Origin of the sequence: Roseateles noduli (assembly GCF_050626985.1) — a bacterium.
In the GTDB taxonomy this organism is placed as follows: domain Bacteria; phylum Pseudomonadota; class Gammaproteobacteria; order Burkholderiales; family Burkholderiaceae_C; genus Roseateles; species Roseateles noduli_A.
The window spans coordinates 3,928,772-3,950,845 of the sequence record NZ_CP192463.1 but is presented as its reverse complement, the minus strand read 5'-3'; the positions used below and the strand labels follow the sequence as shown (position 1 = coordinate 3,950,845).

At 68.7% G+C, this 22,074-nt stretch carries 15 protein-coding genes; 11 read left to right on the top strand and 4 right to left on the bottom strand.

Going from position 1 to position 22,074, the window contains the following annotated elements; genetic code table 11:
* Positions 1 to 3: 3 nt before the first annotated feature.
* The 3 genes from mpl to thiD form a co-directional block, all read right to left on the bottom strand.
* A complete protein-coding gene (gene mpl / locus ACQ4L4_RS17275; protein WP_431100153.1) occupies positions 4 to 1,368 on the bottom strand; it encodes a UDP-N-acetylmuramate:L-alanyl-gamma-D-glutamyl-meso-diaminopimelate ligase in 1,365 nt (454 codons plus the stop codon).
* 148 nt (positions 1,369 to 1,516) lie between these two features.
* Positions 1,517 to 2,803, bottom strand: coding sequence for a glutamate-1-semialdehyde 2,1-aminomutase (gene hemL, locus ACQ4L4_RS17270; protein WP_431100152.1), 1,287 nt, complete (start codon positions 2,801 to 2,803; stop codon positions 1,517 to 1,519).
* Between the two features lie 81 nt (positions 2,804 to 2,884).
* Complete coding sequence (gene thiD, locus ACQ4L4_RS17265; protein WP_377160246.1) at positions 2,885 to 3,844, bottom strand: bifunctional hydroxymethylpyrimidine kinase/phosphomethylpyrimidine kinase; 960 nt, start codon at positions 3,842 to 3,844, stop codon at positions 2,885 to 2,887.
* A 134-nt stretch (positions 3,845 to 3,978) separates the two neighbouring features.
* On the opposite strand from thiD, the gene ACQ4L4_RS17260 reads away from it, so the two are divergent.
* From ACQ4L4_RS17260 to ACQ4L4_RS17210, 11 genes are all read left to right on the top strand, one after another.
* Entirely contained in the window at positions 3,979 to 4,170 is a 192-nt protein-coding gene (locus ACQ4L4_RS17260; RefSeq protein ID WP_431100151.1) for a rubredoxin, read from the top strand.
* Between the two features lie 125 nt (positions 4,171 to 4,295).
* Complete coding sequence (locus tag ACQ4L4_RS17255) at positions 4,296 to 4,691, top strand: response regulator (RefSeq protein WP_331615093.1); 396 nt, start codon at positions 4,296 to 4,298, stop codon at positions 4,689 to 4,691.
* A gap of 122 nt (positions 4,692 to 4,813) precedes the next feature.
* Positions 4,814 to 5,179 carry a response regulator transcription factor gene (locus tag ACQ4L4_RS17250; protein WP_088406380.1) on the top strand — a complete coding sequence of 122 codons (366 nt, stop codon included), beginning with the start codon at positions 4,814 to 4,816 and terminating at the stop codon, positions 5,177 to 5,179.
* Between the two features lie 4 nt (positions 5,180 to 5,183).
* Positions 5,184 to 5,702, top strand: coding sequence for a chemotaxis protein CheW (locus tag ACQ4L4_RS17245; RefSeq protein ID WP_377160250.1), 519 nt, complete (start codon positions 5,184 to 5,186; stop codon positions 5,700 to 5,702).
* A gap of 61 nt (positions 5,703 to 5,763) precedes the next feature.
* On the top strand, positions 5,764 to 8,025 hold the full coding sequence (locus ACQ4L4_RS17240; RefSeq protein ID WP_431100150.1) for a methyl-accepting chemotaxis protein: 2,262 nt from the start codon (positions 5,764 to 5,766) through the stop codon (positions 8,023 to 8,025).
* 86 nt (positions 8,026 to 8,111) lie between these two features.
* Complete coding sequence (locus tag ACQ4L4_RS17235) at positions 8,112 to 14,906, top strand: Hpt domain-containing protein (RefSeq protein ID WP_431100149.1); 6,795 nt, start codon at positions 8,112 to 8,114, stop codon at positions 14,904 to 14,906.
* Positions 14,907 to 14,968: 62 nt separating this feature from the next.
* On the top strand, positions 14,969 to 16,027 hold the full coding sequence (locus ACQ4L4_RS17230) for a GGDEF domain-containing protein (RefSeq protein ID WP_431100148.1): 1,059 nt from the start codon (positions 14,969 to 14,971) through the stop codon (positions 16,025 to 16,027).
* A 4-nt stretch (positions 16,028 to 16,031) separates the two neighbouring features.
* Positions 16,032 to 17,081 (top strand): alpha/beta hydrolase family protein, encoded by a 1,050-nt coding sequence (locus tag ACQ4L4_RS17225; protein ID WP_431100147.1) that lies wholly within the window; start codon positions 16,032 to 16,034, stop codon positions 17,079 to 17,081.
* A 342-nt stretch (positions 17,082 to 17,423) separates the two neighbouring features.
* Entirely contained in the window at positions 17,424 to 18,869 is a 1,446-nt protein-coding gene (locus ACQ4L4_RS17220; RefSeq protein ID WP_431100146.1) for a CHASE3 domain-containing protein, read from the top strand.
* Complete coding sequence (locus ACQ4L4_RS17215) at positions 18,850 to 19,488, top strand: response regulator (protein WP_431100145.1); 639 nt, start codon at positions 18,850 to 18,852, stop codon at positions 19,486 to 19,488. The genes ACQ4L4_RS17220 and ACQ4L4_RS17215 overlap by 20 nt, the downstream gene beginning before the upstream one ends.
* 156 nt (positions 19,489 to 19,644) lie before the next feature.
* The gene (locus ACQ4L4_RS17210) at positions 19,645 to 20,529 is read left to right on the top strand and encodes a response regulator (protein WP_431100144.1); all 885 of its coding nucleotides are present in this window, start codon (positions 19,645 to 19,647) and stop codon (positions 20,527 to 20,529) included.
* A 45-nt stretch (positions 20,530 to 20,574) separates the two neighbouring features.
* Here the strand turns inward: ACQ4L4_RS17210 and ACQ4L4_RS17205 are convergent, their stop codons facing one another.
* The gene (locus ACQ4L4_RS17205) at positions 20,575 to 22,041 is read right to left on the bottom strand and encodes a cryptochrome/photolyase family protein (RefSeq protein WP_431100143.1); all 1,467 of its coding nucleotides are present in this window, start codon (positions 22,039 to 22,041) and stop codon (positions 20,575 to 20,577) included.
* Positions 22,042 to 22,074 lie beyond the last annotated feature (33 nt).

Here is a 22,074-nt window from a genome sequence, read left to right as displayed (position 1 = left end):
GGTTTACTTCAGCGCGTCCAGCAGCTTTTCGTGGATGCCGCCGAAGCCGCCGTTGCTCATGCACAGCACATGATCGCCGGGCTTGGCCGCGCGCTTGACCATCGCCACCAGGTCATCGACGTTCGCGCCCACCAGGCCCTGCTCGCCGAGCGGGGCCAGTGCCTCGCGTGCGTCCCAGGTCAGGCCGTCCTGGTTGCAGAAGCTCAGGTCGGCTTCCTCCAGCGCCCAGGGGAGTTGCGCCTTCATCGTGCCCAGCTTCATCGTGTTGGAACGCGGCTCGAAGACCGCCAGGATGCGTTCCTGCGGCGCGATGCGGCGGCGCAGGCCGTCGACGGTCGTGTGGATGGCCGTCGGGTGGTGCGCGAAGTCGTCGTAGACCTTGATGCCGCGCACCTCGCCGCGCAGTTCCAGCCGCCGGCGCACGTTCTTGAAGCTGTCCAGCGATGCCGCCGCCTGCCCGGCATCGACGCCGACGTGCTCCGCCGCGGCGATCGCGGCCAGCGCGTTGAGCTGGTTGTGCTCGCCAAGCAGCTCCCAGTTGACGTGGCCGACCTTCAGGCTGCCGCGCAGCACGTCGAAGGACTGCGGCTCGCCGCGCGCGCGCAGCGCGCCGGGCTCCTCCTTGCGGGCGCCGAAGCGTTGCACCTCGCTCCAGCAGCCGCGCGACAGCACGCGCTGCAGCGCTTCCTCGCGCGCGTTGACGACCAGCCGCCCCGATGCGGGCACCGTCCGCACCAAGTGGTGGAACTGGGTCTCGATCGCGGTCAGGTCCGGGAAGATGTCGGCGTGGTCGTGCTCGAGGTTGTTCAGGATCGCCGTGCGCGGCCGGTAGTGGACGAACTTGCTGCGCTTGTCGAAGAAGGCGGTGTCGTACTCGTCGGCCTCGATGACGAAGAAGCTGCCGCCGCCCAGGCGCGCCGAGACACCGAAGTTCTGCGGCACGCCGCCGATCAGGAAACCCGGCGCCAGGCCCGCCGATTCCAGGATCCAGGTCAGCATCGAGCTCGTCGAGGTCTTGCCGTGCGTGCCGGCGACCGCCAGCACGTGCCTGCCCTGGAGCACGTGCTCCGCCAGCCATTGCGGTCCGCTGGTGTAGGGCAGGCCGGCGTCGAGGATGGCCTCCATCAGCGGGAAGCGTCCCTCGGACGAGCGCGTCACCACGTTGCCGATCACGAACAGGTCGGGCTTGAGGGCCAGCTGTTCCGCGCCGAAGCCCTGGATCAGCTCGATGCCCAGGGCCTCCAGCTGCGTCGACATCGGCGGATAGACGTTGGCATCGCAACCGGTCACCGTGTGGCCGGCTTCGCGGGCGAGGGCCGCCAGGCCGCCCATGAAGGTGCCGCAGATGCCAAGGATGTGGATATGCATGTCTGTCTCTCAGCTGCTGTACCAATCGGTAAGCAAGCGTAATGCCTGTCGCGGTTTGAAAGGATCGCGACAGTGCTGGCTCAGTGTTTGCCGAGGCCAGGCTTTCCCGAACCGGCAACCGGGCCGCCCGCCCGGTCTGCCGACGCGCTCAGCGCAGTGCGGCGCGAGCTGCTGCCAGCGTGGCGTCGATGTCGGCATCGGTGTGCGCGGCGGACACGAAGCCGGCCTCGTACAGCGCCGGTGCCAGGTACACGCCGGCGTCCAGCATCGCGTGGAAGAAGCGGTTGAAGCGCTCCTTGTCCGTCGTCATGACGGTCGTGTAGTTCTGCGGCAGTTCCGGCATCAGGAAGAAGCCGAACATACCGCCTTCGCTGTCGGCGCTGAAGGGCACGCCGTTCTCGGCCGCCACGGCCTTCAGGCCGTCGACCAGACGGCGCGTGCGCGCCGACAGGGCATCGAAGAAGCCGGGCTTCTTGATCTCGCGCAGCGTCGCCAGGCCGCAGGCGGTCGCCACCGGGTTGCCCGACAGCGTGCCCGCCTGGTAGACGCCGCCCAGCGGGGCCAGGTGGCGCATGATCTCGCGGCTCGCGCCGAAGGCCGCCAGCGGCATGCCGCCGCCGATGACCTTGCCGAACACGCTGATGTCCGGCACGAAACCGGGGATCAGGTCGGCGTACACGCCTTGCGCGCTGCGCAGGCCGACGCGGAAACCGGTCATCACCTCGTCCAGCACCAGCAGGGCGCCGTGTTCGCGGCACAGCTCGCGCATCCGGGTCATGAAGGGCACGCTGGCGCGCACGAAGTTCATGTTGCCGGCGATCGGCTCGACGATCACGCAGGCCAGTTCCGGGCCGTGCAGGACGAAGGCCTCTTCCAGCTGGGCGACGTTGTTGTACTCCAGCACGATGGTGTGCTGCGCCGTCGCCTCGGGCACGCCGGCCGAGGTCGGGTGACCGAAGGTCGCCAGTCCCGAGCCTGCCTTCACCAGCAGCGCGTCGGTGTGGCCGTGGTAGCAGCCCTCGAACTTGATGAACTTGTTGCGCTGCGTCGCGCCGCGGGCCAGCCGGATCGCGCTCATCGTCGCCTCGGTGCCGGAGCTGACCAGGCGGACCTGCTCGCAGCTGGGGACCAGCGCCAGGATCTCCTCGGCCAGTTCGACCTCGCGCTCGGTCGGCGCGCCGAAGGAGAAGCCCTCCAGCACGGCCTTCTGGACCGCCTCGACGACCGCCGGATGGCCGTGGCCCAGGATCATCGGGCCCCAGGAGCCGATGTAGTCGATGTAGCGCTTGCCGTCGGCGTCGACGATGTAGGCGCCTTCGCCGCGCGTGATGAAGCGCGGCGTGCCGCCGACCGCGCGGAAGGCGCGCACCGGCGAATTCACGCCGCCGGGAATGACGCGCTGGGCGCGGGCGAACAGGGTCTCGTTCTGGCTCATGGGGAAATCCGGTGCTGCGTGGCGCTCGGCCAACTCAAGGCGGAAAAGGACAAGGGCGCCGCGCGGGCGCCCTCGGCGGTCTCAATGGATGCGGCGAGGGCCGCGGCTGGGCGGCTCGTCGATCGGCATCTCGTCGGTGGCCGGCGCGGTCTCGGCGCCTTCCTCCCCCTCCTCGCCGGGCGGCAGCGCCCAGAAGAAGCGGTCCGGCACCACGTTGCCCATGCCGGGGCGGAAGCCCGCCTCCAGCGACTGGTCGAGGAAGGCGAGCGCCTCGCCGACGGCGTCGTGCGGTTCGGAGCCTACCGACAGCAGCGCCGCCAGCGCCGCCGACAGCGTGTCGCCCGAGCCGACGAAGCTGGCCTCGAAACGCTCGAACTTCTCCCCGGTGATCGCGCCCTGGGAGTTGGCCAGCACGTTGTCGATGTACTGGTTGGGCAGCTGGATGCCGGTCACCAGCACGTTCGCGGCGCCGTGTTGCTGCGCGGCGACGGCCAGCTCGCGCGGGGATGCCGGGCGGTCCGCGTCCCAGTCGGGCAGCAGGCAGTCGCTCAGCGTCTTCTGGTTGCCGACCAGCACCAGCGTCTGCGGCAGCACCAGTTCCCGGAACGCGTCGAGGTAGCTCTGCTGCTGTTCCTCGTCCAGCCAGGAGATGCTGGGCAGGTAGGCCACCAGCGGCACGTCGGGATAGTCGGACAGGACCTCGGCGACCGAGGAGACGCCTTCGGCGCTGCCCAGGAAGCCGACCTTCCAGGCGGCGACCGGGACATCCTCGAGGATGGAGCGGGCCTGCTCGACGATGCAGTCGCCGTCCAGGGTCTGGTGGTCGAAGACCTCGGCGGTGTCGCGCATGACGATGGCGGTGACGACCGGCAGGGCGTGCGCGCCCATGGCGGCGATGGTGGCGACGTCGCCGGCGCTGCCGCCCGCGCCGCTGGGGTCGGACGCGTTGAAGCTCATCACGCAGGCCGGGGGCGGCGAGTCCTGGTCATCGATCGCGGCGGCGTCCTGGGGATCTTGTTGGTGCGGGTCTGGGCGGCTCATGAATGGTTCGGCGATAAGCCGTGAACTGGTGCGCATAACGTGAAGAAGCACCGCAACCGACTGTTGTTTCATCGGTACTTCCGCCCCCCGGGCCTGACCGGGGGCATGGCTACAATCTTTCGATCATTGTAGTGATGCAAAGTCAACCCATCGTGAGCGAAGCAAGGACCTGGATGTGCCTGATCTGCGGCTGGATGTACGACGAGGCCGAGGGCGACCCTGAACACGGCATCGCTGCCGGCACGCGCTGGGAAGATGTCGACATGAACTGGACCTGTCCCGAATGCGGCGCCCGCAAGGAAGACTTCGAAATGGTCCAGATCTGACCCTCGCATCGAGCTTTCGGCCAGGGGCCGGTCCTCGATCATCCGGCGTTCCTTCCAGTGCTCGGCGCCTGTCGCGAGCCTGAAATCTCTTTGACAACCATTGTCTGAACAATACGGAGAAGAGCTTGGATTCCAGCGCAAGCCCCCGCACGGCGACCAAGGTGCTGGTCATCGATGACAGCAACACGATCCGCCGCAGCGCCGAGATCTTCCTGAAGCAGGGCGGCCATGAGGTCGTCCTGGCCGAAGACGGTTTCGACGCGCTGGCCAAGCTGAGCGATTACCAGCCCGACCTCGTGTTCTGCGACATCCTGATGCCGCGCCTGGATGGTTACCAGACCTGCGCCATCATCAAGCGCAACCCGCAGTTCGCGTCGGTGCCCGTGATCATGCTGTCGTCCAAGGACGGCCTGTTCGACAAGGCCCGCGGCCGGATGGTCGGCTCGCAGGACTACCTGACCAAGCCCTTCACGAAGGACCAGCTGCTGCAGGCGGTCCGACAGCATTGCCAGGTGGGCTGACCGGCTCGACGGACAGCCCGCTTTCAACGACCTCATCCACGACATCCAACGACGCTCACGCCTGGCTCGAACGACGAATCCACCGACGCGAATCGACACGAGCCAAGACAGAGGGAGATCCCATGCCCATCCACAAGATCCTGCTGGTCGACGATTCGAAGACCGAGCTGCACGCGCTGAGCGACCTGCTGACCAAGCGCGGCTTCACCGTGCGCACCGCCGAGAACGGCGAAGAGGCGATGAAGCGCCTGGCCGAGGAAAAGCCCGACCTCATCCTGATGGACGTGGTCATGCCCGGCCAGAACGGCTTCCAGCTGACCCGCGCCATCACCCGTGACGAGCGTTATGCCGACGTCCCGGTGATCATGTGCACGAGCAAGAACCAGGAAACCGACAAGGTCTGGGGCATGCGCCAGGGCGCGCGCGACTACGTCGTCAAGCCGGTCAAGGCCGACGAGCTGCTGGCCAAGATCAAGGCGTTGGGCTGACATCATGGCCAACAAGCAAGCGCTGCGCGAACTTCAACAACGGCTGGCGCAGCGCATGCAGGCGGCGCGTGAAGCGCCGCAGGCCGCGAGTTGGCTGGCGGTCGAATGCGCGGGCCTCGGCCTGCTGCTTCCGCTCAAGCAATCCGGCGAAATTTTCACGCCGGTGCCGCTTCAGGCGGTCCCGTACACGCAACCTTGGATGCTGGGCGTGGCCAACTTGCGGGGCGGTCTGCACACGGTCGTGGATCTGTCGGCCTTCCTGGGCCTGCGGGGTCCGGCCCCGCTGACATCGGCCCACCGGCTGGTGTCGATCAATCCGGAACTGGGCATCAACTGCGCGCTGCTGGTGGACCAGCTGCTGGGCTTGCGCGGCGATGAACAGCTCCAGGCCGAGCCCGATGCGGGCGGCCATCCCGATTTCGCTCCTGCCCGCATGCGCGACGGGCAGGGCCGGCGCTGGCAAGTGCTGGACCTGGATGCGCTGACGCAGCATCCGCAATTCCTGCGCATTGTTTTGAACTGATAGCCAGACGACGGTCCCGTCACAGGCGCCGATTCGACGAACGAGATCAAACGAGGGTGAGATGAGCTTCCTGGACAAGATCAAGAACAAGGGCAAGAACGAGGGCAACGACGACTTCGACGCCGGTCCGCAGACCGACGCGGGCTCGGCGCCGGAGGACACGCAAGACTTCCAGCCCTCGATCATCACCACGGCACAGCCCACGCCGGAGTTCCAGGACACGTCCGCGGGCTACCAGCCTTCGGCGTCCGCCCCGGAATCGCCTCAGCCGATGCCGGCCGTGGCGCGCCAGCCCGAGCAGCGCCGCACCGGCCTGTTGACGGCGCTGGTCGCCGTCGGCCTGATCGGCACGGCGACGACGGTGTCCTGGTCGCTCATCAGCTCGAACCGCTCCGCGGCGCAGGTGCGCGGCGCGGGTCAGGCGGCGACGCAGTCCCAACGTCTGGCCAAGGCGGTCTCGACCGCGCTGCTGGGCAACAAGAACGCGTTCCCGGAAATGAAGGAAGCGTCGGAGATCCTGACCGGCGTGATCGGCTCGCTGCGCGACGGCAGCGGTGAGCTGGCCAAGGCGCCGGGCTCGGTCGATCCGCTGCTCGAGAAGATCGCCCCGATGGTGGCGCGCGCCGACAAGAACACCAAGGTCATGCTGGCGCAGGAAAAGGTGTTGACGCAGGTCGGCGCCGCGCTGCGCGCGATCAACCGGCAGTCGTCCGACCTGCTGGAAAGCGCCGAGGCCGTGGCCTCGCTGTCGCTGCAGAGCTCGGCGCCGACGGGCGAAGTCGCGGCGGTCGGCCAGCTGGTGATGCTGACCCAGCGGATCGGCAAGTCCGCCAACGAGTTCCTGACGCAGGAAGGCGTGAGCCCCGAGGCCGTGTTCCTGCTCGGCAAGGACCTGAACGCGTTCCGCGAGATCGCCCAGGCGCTGCTGAACGGCAACCCCGAGCTGCGCCTGAACGGCGCCAAGGACGCGCAGGTGCGCGAACGTCTGAAGGTGCTGCTGACGCAGTATGACCAGACCCGCTCGCAGGCCACCGCCATCCTGTCGAACCTGCAGGGCCTGGTGTCTGCGCGGGAAGCGCAGACGGCGATGCTCAATGACTCGGAATTGCTTCGCAAGGACCTGGACGACCTGGGCGTCGGCCTGGAATCCGCCGGCGGTCTGAATCCGGCGGTGCTGATCGCCATGCTGGCCTCGCTGGCGGTGCTGGTGATCGGTTCGGTCGGCTTCCTGCGGCTGTACGTGTCCGACCAGTCGCGTCGTGCCCAGATGGCGGAAGAACAGCGTCGGGAAGCCGAGGCGCAGGAGCAGGAAGCCAAGCGCGTCAACGACGCGAACCAGGCCGCGATTCTGCGACTGATGAACGAACTGCAGACGGTCGCGGAAGGCGACCTGACGCACCAGGCGACCGTGACCGAGGACATCACGGGCGCGATCGCCGACTCGGTGAACTACACCGTGGAAGAACTGCGCTCGCTGGTGCACCAGGTGCAGACGACGGCGGTCCGGGTGACGGACACGACCGCGCAGGTCGACCAGACCTCGACCGAACTGCTGGCCGCGTCGACCGAACAGCTGCACGAGATCCGCGCCACCGGCGAGGCCGTGCTGCAGATGGCGCACCGGATCAACCAGGTGTCCGCGCAGGCCCAGCAGACCGCCGACGTGGCCCGCCAGTCGCGGGAAGCGGCGGAGCAGGGCCTGGAGGCGATGCAGAACAACATCGGCGGTATGAACCAGATCCGCGACCACATCCAGGAGACGTCCAAGCGCATCAAGCGGCTGGGCGAGTCCTCGCAGGAAATTGGCGAGATCACCGAGCTGATCTCGGACATTACCGAGCAGACCAACGTGCTGGCGCTGAACGCGGCCATCCAGGCGGCGTCGGCCGGCGAAGCGGGCCGCGGCTTCTCGGTCGTGGCGGAAGAAGTGCAGCGTCTGGCGGAACGTTCCGCCGACGCGACGCGCCGGATCGCGGCGCTGGTCAAGACCATTCAGACGGACACGCACGATGCGGTGGCCGCCATGGAGCGCTCCACGCTGGGGGTGGTCGAGGGGACGAAGCTGTCAGACGCGGCCGGTCGCGCGCTGGAAGACATCGACTCGGTGTCGCGTCGCCTGGACGACCTGATCGGCCAGATCTCGACGGTCGCGCAGAACGAAGCGCGCGCCGCCAACGAGGTCGGCGCCAACATCCAGCACATCTTCGCGGTGACCGAGCAGACCTCCGACGGTACGCGTTCCACCGCCCAGATGGTGCATGAGCTGTCGCGGTCGGCGGAAGCGCTGAAGCAATCGGTGGCCCGGTTCAAGGTCACGTCCTGATCGGACGGGCCCCACCACGCGGCCACACCGGTAGACCAGGGATCACCCCGCACCGCGTCGACAATTAGAAGAGAACAAGAGCGAGCATGGACCTTACGCGCGAATCCGAGTTCCCCGCCGACCTGAGCCCCTTGGCCTGGGTCCAGGAGGAGCTGCGCCGCACGCTGGAATCGGTGCACAAGGCCCTTCGCCGCGTGCTGCGCGATGCCGATGCGCGGTCGACGACGCTGGGCGGCGACGGCCAGCCCAGTCCCGCCCTGCAAGGCGCGGCCCAGCAGATGCACCAGGCCGCCGGCGTGCTGGCGGTCGTCAGCCTGCCCGCCGCGGCGCATCTGCTTCGCGCCGCCGAGGCGACGCTGTTCCGCCTGGCCGAGAACCCGGCCGCCGTGAGCATCGCCGAGGTCGAGGCGGTCGAGCGCGCGGACTTCGCGGTGCTCGCCTTCATCGCCAAGACACTGGCTGGCGGACAGCCGAGCTCGCTCGCGCTGTTCCCCGCCTATCAGACGCTGCAGGAGCTCAACGGCGCCGGTCGGATCCACCCGGCCGACCTGTGGACCGAGGAATTCCGCTGGCGCGAACTGCCGCTGGACCGTGGCGTGCGCGCGCTGACGTCCGAGCAGATGCGCACCCCGTTCGAAGCGCTGCTGCTCAAGCAGATGCGCGCGCCGGCGCCGGGACAAGGGCAGCTGCTGAGCGATCTGTGCGCCGGTCTGGCGCTGACACAGACGCAGGCCAACGCGCGGACGCTGTGGATGCTGGCCGCGGGCCAGTTCGAAGCCCAATCGCGCGGCCTGCTGCCGGTGGACACGCTGGTCAAGCGGCTCGGTTCGCGCCTGCTCGCGCAACTGCGCGCCGGCAGCGACGCGGCGCCGTCCGAGCGCCTGGCCAAGGACCTGCTGTTCTTTGCCGCCGCCGCCAAGCATGCGCAGCCGGGTTCCGCGCCGCGCCTGAGCGCGGTGCAGCAGGCCTATGGTCTGGTCGAGGCCGACACCGTCGACTACCGTGACGACGCGCTGGGCCGCATCGATCCGAACTGGGTCGCTGCCGCGAAGCGTCGCGTGGTTGCGGCGAAAGAATCCTGGGCCTCTGCCGCCGAAGGCGAGACCCACCGGCTGGGTGGCCTGGACGAGCAGTTCGCCAACGTCGCCGAGTCGCTGCAGAAGTTGTTCCCGAGCGGTGAAGTGCTGGGCGACACGCTGCGCCGCGCCGTCGTCACGACGCTGCGTTCGGGCCGCGCGCCCGAGCCGGCCCTGGCGATGGAGATCGCCACGTCGATGCTTTATCTGGAGGCCGCGCTCGAGGACGAAGCCTTCGACCAGCCTGAGCAGGGCGAGCGCGTGAAGAGCCTGGCCCGCCGTATTGAGTCGGTCGGTCACGGCGAAGCCCCGCTGGCGCTCGAGAGCTGGATGGAGGAGCTCTATCGCCGCGTCGCCGACCGGCAGACGCTGGGTTCCGTCGTCCATGAACTGCGCGCGAGCCTGTCCGAGGTCGAGCGCCAGTGCGATGAGTATTTCCGCGACCCCAGCAAGCGCGACCTGCTGATTCCGGTGCCGGGACAGCTGCAGGCGATGCGGGGCGTGTTCAGCGTGCTGGGCCTGTCGCAGGCCGCGCAAGCGACGCTGAAGATGCGCGACCAGGTCGACGAGCTGGCCAACACCGAGGTCGATCCGACGCTGTCGGGGCCGCGCGCGCAATTCGACCGGCTCGCCCACAACCTGGGCGCGTTGGGGTTCCTGATCGACATGCTGAGCGTGCAGCCGCAACTGGCCAAGCGCATGTTCCGCTTCGAGGAAGACACCGGACTGCTGCAGTCGCTGGTGGGCCGCGAAAGCGAATTGCAGGCGGACGGGGAGGAACTGGCCGCTGCGGAAGCTGCGGCACAGCCCCAACTGATCGATCAGTTGCAGGCCACGGCGCAAGCGGTTGCGCAGGGCGATCGTTCGACCGAGGATCTGGCCCGCGATCTGGAGCGGATCTCTCACGAAGCCCGCGCCGCCGACGACCTCGGCATGGCGCAGGCGGCCCAGCAGGCGCAGCAGCAGCTGTTGTCGGGCGGCGGCGACGCCGCGGGCAGCCATGCGGCCGAGTCGCTGCAGCAGTTCATCGAGGCCGCCGCCCCCGCGGCCCCGCCGGCGCAGGCGCCGAGCGCGCCGATCCCGCAAGCCGAGGAAGCCATCGACGAGGAGATGCTGGGCATCTTCCTGGAAGAGGCGGCCGAAGTCGTGACGACAGCTCGCGAGGCGATGACCGCGCTCGCCCGCAACGGCAGCGACAAGGAACAGCTGACGACCGCGCGTCGCGCCTTCCACACGTTGAAGGGCAGCTCGCGCATGGTCGGGCTGAACGAGTTCGGCGAAGCGGGCTGGGCCTGCGAACAGCTGTACAACCAGCGCCTGTCGGAGCATCCGCAGGCCGATTCGGACCTGCTGCGCTTCAGCAACGAAGCGCTGGACGCCTTCCAGGCCTGGGCCGCGGCGATCGCCGAAGGGCGTCCGCACGGCTTCCACAGCGCACCATTCCGCGCTTCGGCCGACGCGCTGCGTCTGGAAAACCGCTACGTGCCGCTGCAGGTGTCGGCCGAGCCGGTCGCGCCCGCAGCCGCGCCGATTGCCGCCCTGCCTGAAGCCATCGAGGTGGTGGAAGTGGTCGAGGTCGGCTCGGTCCCTGAAGTGATCGAGGTCGCCGAGGTGGCTGAGGTCGTCGAGGTTCCCACCGTCGACGACGTCCATGACATCGATCTGTCCGGTCTGCCGGAGCTGTCGCTCGCTGACGAGGTCGCGGCGCCTGCGCAGCCGGCCACGTCCGAACCTGCATCCGACGAACGGGCCGCGCTGGACCTGCTCGCCAGCCTGGACGCGGAACCGGTTCCGACGGGCTCGGTCCTGCCGTCGCTGGATCTGCCGGCATTGGATCTTCCCGGTCTGGACGTGCCGGCGCTGCCGGTGGCCGACCTGGGCATCGTCACCGCCGTCGAGCCCGCAACGCCCCCCGCCGATTTCTCCCTGGACTTCCCGGGCGAGCTGCCCGAATTGACCCGGGCGGTGCCGGAACTGCGTTCCTCGATCGACTTGGACGCGTTGTCCGCGGCCGATCTGCCCGCGCTCGACACGACGATGTCGCTGCCGACCGTGGCCGACGTGATCGAACCGTCGTCGCTGACGACACCGTTGACAGCCGAGCCGCCACCTGCCGTCGAGCCGCCGGTCTTCCACGACGAGCCGACGCAGGCCCTGGAGCCGACGCTGACGTCCGCCGAAGCGGCGGATGTGGCGATGGACCTGCCGGCTGGCTGGCCGGAAGACGCGCCGATGGTCGAGATCGAGGCCACGACACCGATGCCGCTGGACGAGTTGCCGGTTGCGTCGGTGGTCGACGAGCCTGCGTTGGACCTGCTGGATCTGTCCGACCTGAACACCGAACCGGTGGCCACGATCGATGCGGCGTCTGCGCCGGATCTGTCGCTGACGCTGGACCTGGGCGAGGAACTGGTCGACACGCCGCCGGAAGGCTTGTCGCCGCGTACCTTGTCGGATCTGGACCTGCCGGACCTCGACCTGGACACGCCGCCCGTGCCCGCGACGCACGCGCCAGCGCTGAGCCTGGTGGGCGGAACGGCGGTCACGCCGCCGGTCGACGAGGCACCGATCGAGACGTCCGACGAGGACGCCGAGGACAGCGACGAAGGCGTCAAGGTCATCGGCCCGCTGCGCATCAGCATCGCGCTGTTCAACATCTTCCTGAACGAAGCCGACGAGCGTTCGCGCCGTCTGCAGGTGGAATTGACCGAGTGGTCGCTGCTCCCGCAATCGCCGCTGCCGCAGGACGCGGAAGCGCTGGCGCACGGCCTGGCCGGCAGCGCGGCGACGGTCGGCTTCGACGACCTGTCGACGCTTGCCCGTTGCCTGGAGCACGCCCTGGGCCGTGCCCAGGGTCATGAGGTCGGCGACCCGACGCTCTTCCAACGCGCCTCGGACGAGATCCGTCGCCTGCTGCATCAGTTCGCCGCGGGCTTCCTGAAGGAAGCCGATCCGGCGCTGCTGGTGGAACTGCAGGCTTTCGAGCCGGGCGCGGCGCTGCCCGACGGTCATGCCGATAGCGACGAGGGCCTGTTGGCCATGTCGCTGGAGGAAGTGTCCACGGCCTCGCTGCCGGCCAGCCTGCTGAGCGTTCCGGTGACGCCGGTCGTTCCGGACGAGCCTGAATTCCCCACCTCGCAGGCGGCCTTCCATCGGGCCGCCGAGGCGACCGACGACGATTTCGACTTCAACCAGCCCGATCAGATCGAGCCGGAACTGATGCCGATCTTCGAGGAGGAAGCCGAGGACCTGCTGGGTGAGTTGCACGGCGCGTTGCGCGAGTGGGCGGCCCAGCCGGCGGACACCAGTCGGGCCGCGGCCTGCATGCGTGTGCTGCACACCTTCAAGGGCGGCGCGCGCCTGTCCGGCGCGATGCGTCTCGGCGAGGAAGCGCACCGCCTGGAATCGCAGATCGAGCACCTCCTGGCCGACGGCGAACCCCGCTTCGAGCAACTGCTCGCGTTGCAGGACGCCGGCGACAGCCTGGAACATACCTTCAAGACGCTCCAGCGGACCTGGCGCAATCCGACGCCGGTGGTGCCCGCACCGATGGCGCCGGCCGCGCCGATCGCCGAGCTTCCCGCGTCCGCCCCGGCCGTGGAAACCGTCGAATCGCCCGCCGAGGGGTCGGATGCGATCCCGGCCTCGGCCGGTGACGTGATGGCCGAACCGGAGATCCCGGTCGCGGAGATTGCGGAGTTGGTCGAACCGGCTGTGCCGGTCGAAGAACCCGTGGCCGAACCGGTGATCGAAGAACCGATCGCCGAACTTGCTGTCGAGCCTGTTGCCGCGATCGCCGAACCGGTCGTCGAGGCGCCGACGGTCGAGGAGGCGCCGGTTCCCGCGCCCGTCGTGGCGGTGCCCGTGGCCGACATCGAGATCGACTGGGCTCACTTCAGCGAGGTCGCCGATCTTGGCCAGCCGCTGGAAAGCGCGCCGGTCGCTCCGGCCGCGCAAGTGCGCGTCCGTGGCGCGCTGCTGGAACGCATGGCCGCGCTCTCCGGCGAAGTGTCCATCCGTCGTGCCCGTCTGGAATCCGAGCTGGGCCAGATGCGCACGTCGCTGTCCGACCTGGACGACAACCTGGAGCGCCTGCGCACGCAGTTGCGTGAGCTGGAATTGCAGGCCGAGGCCCGCATCGCCGCTCGACAGGAAGCCGCGCAGGCCACCGGCAAGGACTTCGACCCGCTGGAGTTCGATCGCTACACCCGCTTCCAGGAACTGACCCGGATGCTGGCCGAGTCCGTCAACGACGTGGCCACGGTCCAGCGCGGCCTGCAGCGCAACGTCGCGGCGGGCGAAGACGAACTGGCCGGCCAGTCCCGTTTGACGCGCGAGCTGCAGGACGACCTGCTGCGCACGCGCATGGTGGAGTTCGACAGCAGCCTGGGCGAGCGTCTGCATCGTGTCGTCCGCCAGGCTTCCCGCGAAAGCGGCAAGCAGGCGCAACTCGAGATTCGCGGCGGCGGCGTCGAACTGGACCGCGCCGTGCTGGAGCGTCTGACGGGCGCCTTCGAGCATCTGCTGCGCAACAGCGTGGTGCACGGCATCGAGACGCCGGACGTCCGCCAGCAGGCCGGCAAGGCCCCGGTGGGCCGCATCGTGCTGAACCTGCATCAGGAAGGCAACGAGATCCAGGTCCGCTTCAGCGATGACGGCGCCGGCCTGAATCTGGCGCGGATCCGTGCCCGCGGCGAGAGCCAGGGCCTGATCCAGCCGGGCCAGGACGTCAGCGATTCGCAGCTGATGGACCTCATCTACGAGCCGGGCTTCTCCACTGCCGATGCGCTGACCGAAATGGCTGGCCGCGGCGTCGGCATGGACGTGGTCCGCTCCGAAGTGAACACGCTGGGCGGCTACGTGCTGACGCAGTCGACCGCGGGGCAGGGCGCGAGCTTCGAGCTGCGCGTGCCGCTGACGACGGCGCTGACGCAGGTCGTCGTGCTGCGCTACGGCGATCGCAAGGTCGCGGTGCCGGCGGCGCTGATGCTGTCGGTGCAGCGCCTGCCGGTCGAGACGGTGGAGCAGGCCTACGTCGATGGCTCGCTGATGGCGGCTGGCGAGCGCATGCCCTTCTACTGGCTCGGCGGCCTGATGCGTCACAGCGACCGCGGCTTCGCCCATGGCAAGACGCTGCCTGTGGCGCTGGTGCATAGCGCGCAACAGCGTCTGGCGCTGCACTGCGACGAAGTCCTGGGCAACCAGGAAGTCGTGATCAAGAACCTGGGCCCGCAGCTGATGCAGGTGCCGGGTCTGGCGGGCATCAGCCTGCTGGCGTCGGGCGACGTGGCGCTGATCTACAACCCGGTGGCGCTGGCCAACCGCTACGGCCATGCCGCGCAGCAGCGCGTGCACGACGCCGAAGCGGCGGCGCGCCAGGTCGTGGTCGAGGAAGCCAAGGTCCAGCTCGCACCGCTGGTGATGGTGGTCGACGACTCGCTGACCGTCCGTCGCGTCACGCAGCGCCTGCTGGAGCGCGAGGGCTACCGCGTGCTGCTCGCCAAGGACGGCCTGGATGCGATGGAGCGCCTGGGCGGTGACGAGTTGCCCACGGTCGTGCTGTCGGACATCGAGATGCCTCGCATGGACGGCTTCGACCTGGTCCGCAACCTGCGTGCCGACGCGCGTCTGGCGGGACTGCCCGTGATCATGATCACGTCGCGGATCGCTCAGAAACATCGCGAGTATGCACAACGGCTCGGAGTCAACGATTACCTGGGCAAGCCCTATGACGAAGAGCACCTGCTGGGCCTGATCGCCCGATACACTTCGCATCTGTCCGCCGGCCAGCCGGCGAGGGCGTAGCGTCCGGCCTCCCGGACATCGGAAAGCCGGCGCCAGGATCCTTCCTCCACGCTGCAAACACCATGTCCGGGGTAGTCGACCATCTTGCCGAACTGACGGGTTTCCGTGACCGCGATGTCATGGACGTCACGCTCGTCACCGCGCTGCGGGATCTGCTCAACGGCCCGGTGGCCGCGGTGGCGATCTACCGCTGCGTCGGCGAGCCCGGCCAGCAACGCTGGCTGACCCGAGCGCGGCTGCGCTCGGGCGACTCGGTCGCCACGGCCGACTCGCTGTGGGTCGATCCCGAATCATTGCCCAGACTGGCCGAGCACGCCCGTCGCCTCGAATGCCTGACGCAGCGCAGCGTGCTGCAGCAGCGCGAGGGCGACGAGTGGGTGACGCTGTTCCCGCTCGCCACCGAGCGCGAGGTCGTCGGCGTGCTGGAACTGCACACCGCGCGCCGCCTCAAGGCCGAGGCGCAGCGCATGGTTTCCAGCGTGCTGCGGATCTATCACAACTTCCAGGGGCTGCTGGACTACAGCGAGCGCGACACGCTGACCGGCCTGCTCAACCGCAAGACCTTCGATGAGAGCTTCCTGAAGGCCGTCTCGGAACTGCCGATGCGTGCGCTGGGCGAGGCCGCCGCGCAGGATGAGGCGGGGGAGGACCGCCGGCATGCCGCCGTGCATCCGCGCTACTGGCTGGGCGTGATCGACATCGACCTGTTCAAGTCGATCAACGACCGTTTCGGCCATCTGATCGGCGATGAGGTCCTGCTGCTGCTGTCGCGCCTGATGCGCAGCAGCTTCCGTTTCAACGACCTGCTCTACCGCTTCGGCGGCGAGGAGTTCGTGGTGCTGATGCGCTGCGAGGACGAGCCCGACGCGGCTCATGCCTTCGAGCGATTCCGCAACAACACCGCGCAGTACGCGTTCCCGCAGGTCGGCCGCATCACGGTCAGCATCGGCTTCACGCAGATCCGCGGTGGCGATTCGCCGGCTGCGGCTTTCGAGCGCGCCGACAAGGCCGTCTATCACGCCAAGGGCGCCGGACGGAACCAGGTGCAAAGCCACGCCACGCTGGTCGCGCAAGGCGCGATGTTCGAGGCGAAGCACCTGAGCGACGTCGAACTCTTCTGACATCGTGACCAGGACGTGGCGCTGGACCGCGCTCGCCGCCTCGGCGGTCGCAGCGTTCACGGCGCTGCTCATCGGCTGCGCCTCTCCCCCGCCTGCGAGCGGGCCCGACTTGCCGGCGCAGCCCGGTGTGCAACTGGCCGACGACGGCAGCCACCACTGGCAGGACTTCGACTGGACCGATCCCGCTCGCCGCCGCGCGGTCCCCGTGCGCGTCTATTGGCCCAGCGGCGCTGCTCCGGCCGGTGGCTGGCCGGTGGTGGTGTTCTCGCATGGCATGGGCGGCTCGCGCCGAGGCTACAGCTATCTTGGCAGCTACTGGGCCGCCCACGGTGTGGTCGCGATGCACGTCCAGCACATCGGCAGCGATCGCCGGCTGTGGACGGGCGGCTTCGGCTGGTCCAACTCGCTGAACCTGGTCCTGCGGCTGCAGCATGCGGCCCAACCGGAAGAAGCCGTCGACCGCACGCAGGACGTGCGCTTCGCGCTGGATCAACTGCTCGCCGGACCCTTGGGTCCTCAGCTCGACCCGGCACGGCTCGCGATCGCAGGACATTCCTACGGCGCCAACACCAGCCTTCTGCTCGCCGGCGCCAAGGTGCCGGCGTCGACGGGATTGCTGGGCGGAAGCGCGCCGATGCCCGCCCTGGCCGATCCGCGCTTCAAGGCGGCGATCCTGATCTCCGCGCCACCGTTCTACGGTGAAGGCGACCCCGCGCCCATCCTGGGCGGCATCGCCATCCCCACGCTGCACATCAGCGCCACCGACGACGAGATCACCATCCCTGGCTACTACAGCGGCCCGGCGGACCGTGTGGCGCTGTTCGATGCGACCGGCGGTCCGCACAAGGCGCTGGCGATGTTCAGCGGCGGCTCGCACAGCATCTTCACCGACCGGATGAACACCGGCGGCTTCGACCTCAATCCCAAGGTCAAGGCGGCCACGCGCGAACTGAGCCTGGCCTATCTCCGGCTGGTGCTGGACGGGGAGGACGCGCCGCTGCGTGACTGGCAACGGCGCCATGGCGCGTTGCTCGCACGCTGGCAAGCCCCCTGATCCGGACTTGAACCGGACGTGGGACCGGGTCAAGTCCTGACCCCGTGATCATGTGTGCCACGAATTGCGGCGCGGTCTCCGGCGGGTCGACGTGGCTTCCGCGGAACGCGGCACGTGAGCAGGGACTTGCTTTTCCGGCGCTACCCCTCTAGCGTTAGGCCCATGTGAACGTTCTCCGCAGAGAGACACGGCACCGGCCCCGGATGCGAGGGGCCGGAGAGAGGCGCGACGACAGGTCGCGAGCAACAGAAGCACTGGGGTGGATGTCGGCGCGGATGTCATCGCTGTGATGCCGTCGTCCACAGGGTTGTACCAACACGGGCGCGCAAGCCCGGACCTTTGATGCGCATGCTGACCTTTCCGGTGGCTGCGGGCCTGTTGCTGGCCGGCTGCGTTGCCTTTGTGGCCACCGCCTACGGCGAGTACCGCAGTCTTGGCGAACTGACGCGTCAGGAGAACGTGCGCGCCCATGCGTTGCGCACGCAGCAACTCATTTCCGACCTCAATGCGCTGCTGATCGACCTCGAGACCGGCACACGCGGTTTCCTGATCACCGGCGACGCCGCGTTCCTGCAGCCGTACGAGCACGCCCAGCGCGACCTCGACGCCCACTATGCCGAGCTCAAGACCGCGCTCGCGCGTTCGGGCGACCGGCAGGAGGCGGCGTTCGTGCGCCTGGACCGCTTCATCGCCGAGCGCCGCCAACAGGTCGAGCGCCAGGTCGAGAGCCGCTGGAAAGAGGGCGAATCGGTGCTGAAGGACCGTCAGGCCTACGTGGCGGGCAAGCAGCTGATGGACGAGATCCGCGGCGAACTCGGCCGCCTGAAGTCCGTTCAGCAGCAGCGGATCGACGGGATCGAAACGGCTGTCGCGATCCAGACGAAGGAGACCACGCTGCTGGCGCAGGTGCTGCCCTTGGCCGGCGGCGTGATGGTGGCTGTGGCGATGGCGGCGCTGTGGATGGAACGCGAGCGGCGTGACCAGGCCGAGCGCGCCTTGCGCGACAGTCACGCGCAACTGGAAGGCGCCGTCGTCGAACGCACCCGCGAATTGACCGAGGCGCTCGGCCGGATCCAGAGTTTCGCGGCGGAGCTGGATCGTAGCGTCGAGGCGGAGCGGCGCCGTCTGGCGCGAGAGGTTCACGATCAACTGGGCCAGCTCGGCACGGCGGCCAAGATGCTGGCCTTGTCCCTGGCGCGCAAGATCGCGCCGGCCAAGGAACCGATGCATGAGGAGATGCTGACCATCGCCGACGAAGTCATCGGCGCGGCGCGGCGCATCGCCAACACGCTGCGTCCGCCGCTGCTGGACGACTTCGGCTTCGCCGCGGCCGTGCAGCACTACGTGCAGGGTCTGCAGCGGCAGAGCGATCTCATCGTCGACGTCGACCTGGCGTCCGACGAGGCCTTGACGCCCGAGCAGCACAACCAGCTGTTCCGCCTGCTCCAGGAGGCCGCGACCAATGTGCTGCGGCATGCGCAGGCGCAGCAGTTGACGATCGAGTCGCGCCTCGAGGACGGCGAGTACCGGTTGAGGATCGAGGACGACGGCGTGGGCCCCGGCCATGTGCGGGTGGACGCGTCAGGTTTACGGAACATGCGGGAACGCGCCGTGCTCGCAGGCGGGGACATGGTGTTCGGGCCGGCGCCCCAGCGCGGCACGCGGATCGACGTCCGGGTGCCGTTGGACGCCCGCGCAGACGACGCGGGGGACGCGGGCGGCATCACCGGTGGGACCGTCGCGAGGCGGGAGAACGAGGAGGGTTGGGATGAGATTTCTGATCGTTGACGACCATCCGATCATGCGACTCGGGGTCAAGCAGTTGATCCAGGGTTACTGGCCGCAGGCGCTGATCGACGAAGCGTCGACCATCGCCGAGGGGCTGCAACTCGGCCAGGCGAACAAGCCCGACGCGCTGGTGCTGGACCTGTCGTTGCCCGACGCGAGCGGGACCGAGGGCGCCAGCCGCATGCTGCGCGCGATCAAGGGCGTGCCCGTGCTGGTGCTGAGCCTCAACGCGGAGTCCGCCTACGCGGCGCGGCTGCTGCAGATGGGCGTCTCCGGCTACCTTCCGAAGGACAAGGCGACCGACGAGCTCGTCGTCGCCTTGCAGCGCCTGCTGCAGGGCGGGCGCTATGTCACGGCGGCCATGGCGGACCACCTGCTGGGGCTGCTGAGCGGCGCGACGCCAGGGCAACTGCCGCATGAGCAGCTGTCGGCGCAGGAGCACCGCGTGATGCTGCTGATCGCCGCCGGCAAGACGCCGGCCGAGATCGCCGACACCATGCACCTGTCGGCCAAGACGGTCGGCACCTACCGCGCGCGCATCCTCGAGAAGACGGGCTGGCGCAACAACACCGAGCTGACGAAGTACTGCGTCCAGCACGGTCTCACCGACATCCAGTGATCGGGCGCAAGACGTAGGTGATCGCCCGACAAACCCTGCGGAGCCAACCCGACACCAGCTTGGGCGCGGTGCTGCTGCTGCGGGCGCAAGGGCGCGCGCAAGATGCCGGGCAGGCGGTGACAACCAGTCGCCGCGTCGATCCGGAGCATCCCCTTCATGGACATCTTTCTCGTCGAGGACTCGTCGGCCATCCGCCGGCTCCTGGCACGCCGGCTTGAAGACCTGCCCGGCGCGCGCGTCGTGGGCGAGGCGGACTCCGCGCCGCAGGCGATCGCGCTGATCGACTGGCTGCAGCCGGACACGGTGTTGCTGGACATGACCCTGCTGGTGGGGACCGGGATCGACGTGCTGCGCAGGCTGCGCGCCAAGGGCTATCGCGGGCGCATCCTGATGCTCACGCATCACGCGATGGACGCCTACCGCGACATGTGCATGAAGGCCGGTGCCGACGGCTTCTACGACAAGGGCACCGGCCTGGAGACGCTCTTTGGTGATCTCGATGAACTGCTGCAGAGCGAGCTGGCGGTCGGGCGGCAGCAGCGGCCGTCGTCGCTGCTGCGCGATGCCGCGACCGGCCTGCTCGGACAGGTGGCGTTGCTCGAGCGGCTGGACCAGGTGTTGCGCATGGTCCATGCCGAGGCCGGCAAGGTGGCCGTCTCGGTGGTCGTGCTGAAGGGGCTGGACGCGCTGCTGCGCAGCCAGGGCGTGGCGGCGGCCGCGCCGGTGCTGGTCGAGATCGGCCGGAGGATGTCGGGCTGCGCCGGCCCGGCCGACCTGCTGGCGCGGCATGCCAACGAACAGTTCGCGCTGGTCGTCTCCCGCTGCGGATCGGCGCAGGAGGCGGAAGCGTTGACAGACCGCATCCGCGAAACGCTGGCCGACCCCTTCGATCTGGGCGGCCATGAGGTCAGGCTGGACAGCCACGTCGGCCTCGCCGTCTACCCGCGCGATGCAGTCTCCGCACGCGGACTTCTCATCCTGGCGGAGGCCCGCGCCCACGGCACGCGGCTGCCCGAAAGCGGCAGCGCCTTGGTGCACTGACGGGACCCCGATGCCCTCGGCGTGATGCTCACGTACCGGTGACGTTCATCCCTCGGGGAACGCCCGGTCCTTCACCACGGCGTAGCGCGCCATCGTTGCCATCCGTGCCGTCTCATGCCGCACGACCGGCTCCGGATAGTCGCGCCCGAGCACCACGCCGCAGGCCGAGAGTTCCGCCGGCTTCGCCAGCCACGGTGCGTGGATCAGCTTGGGCGGCAGCTTCGCGAGTTGCGGCAGGTAGCGCTTGATGAACTTGCCGTCGGGGTCGAACTTCTCGCTCTGGTTGACCGGATTGAAGATGCGGAAGTAGGGCTGTGCATCGCAGCCGCTGGACGAGGCCCATTGCCAGCCGCCGTTGTTGGCGGCGAGGTCGAAGTCGATCAGCTTCTCGGCGAAGTAGGCCTCGCCCCGGCGCCAGTCGATGCCCAGGTCCTTGATGAGGAAGCTGGCCGTGACCATGCGCAGCCGGTTGTGCATGTAGCCGGTCTCGTTGATCTGGTGCATCGCCGCGTCGACCAGCGGATAGCCGGTGCGGCCCTGGCACCAGGCCTCGAAGTCGGCGTCCGCGTCGGGGCCGTCGGCCCAGGCGATGCGGTCGTATTCGGGGCGGAACGCCCCCCCGACGACATGCGGATGGTGATGCAGGACCTGGTGGTAGAAGTCCCGCCAGATCAGTTCGGACAGCCAGGTCTGCGCGCCCGCGCTGACGCGCTCGCCGGCGTGCGGCGCGTAGCCGCGCTGCCAGGCTTCGCGTGCCAGGCGGCGGATCGAGATCGTCCCGAAACGCACGTGTGTGCTGAGATAGCTGGGGCCCTTCGCGGCGGGAAAGTCGCGTGTGTCGGTGTAGCGGTCGATACGTTCAAGGAACTCTTCGAACAGGCGCTGCGCGCCCGCGCTGCCGCCGGTCAACGCCGCGGCGAGACCGGCTGGCTCGAATCCGATGTCGCCCAGCGACGGCACGCCGCGCTGGGGCGCCTCCGCCAGATGGGACGCATAGCGCTCGACCGGATAGCTGCTCAGGAAGAACGGATTGATCTCCCGCAGCCACGCGTTCTTGTAGGGCGTGAAGACGCCGTAAGGCTTGCGTGAGCCGGTCAGGATCTCCGAACGTTCGAAGACGACGTGGTCCTTGAAGCTCTCCACCTGCACGCCGCGTGCGAGCAGCGTGTCGCCGACATCGGCATCGCGGCGCAGCGCGTCCGGCTCGTCGTCGTGGTTGAAGTAGAGCGCGCCAATGTCCAGTTCCGTCGCCAGGGCCGGGATCTGTTCCCGCGCAGTCCCGTGCCGCACGATCAGCCCGGCGCCGGGCGCCAGCGCCGCCAGGTCCGCGTCCAGCACGCGCAGGGCGTCGACGATGAACTCCACGCGGCGGTCCGCGCGCGGCAGCGCGTCCAGGATGTCCGTGTCCAGCACGAAGGCGCAGAACACGCGCGGATGGCGCTTGAGGGCGTGGAACAGGGCGGCATGATCGTCCGCGCGCAGATCGCGCCGGAACCAGACAAGGGCGTTCATGGAGAGGGAGTGTCGGTGAAATAGAATCCGTCC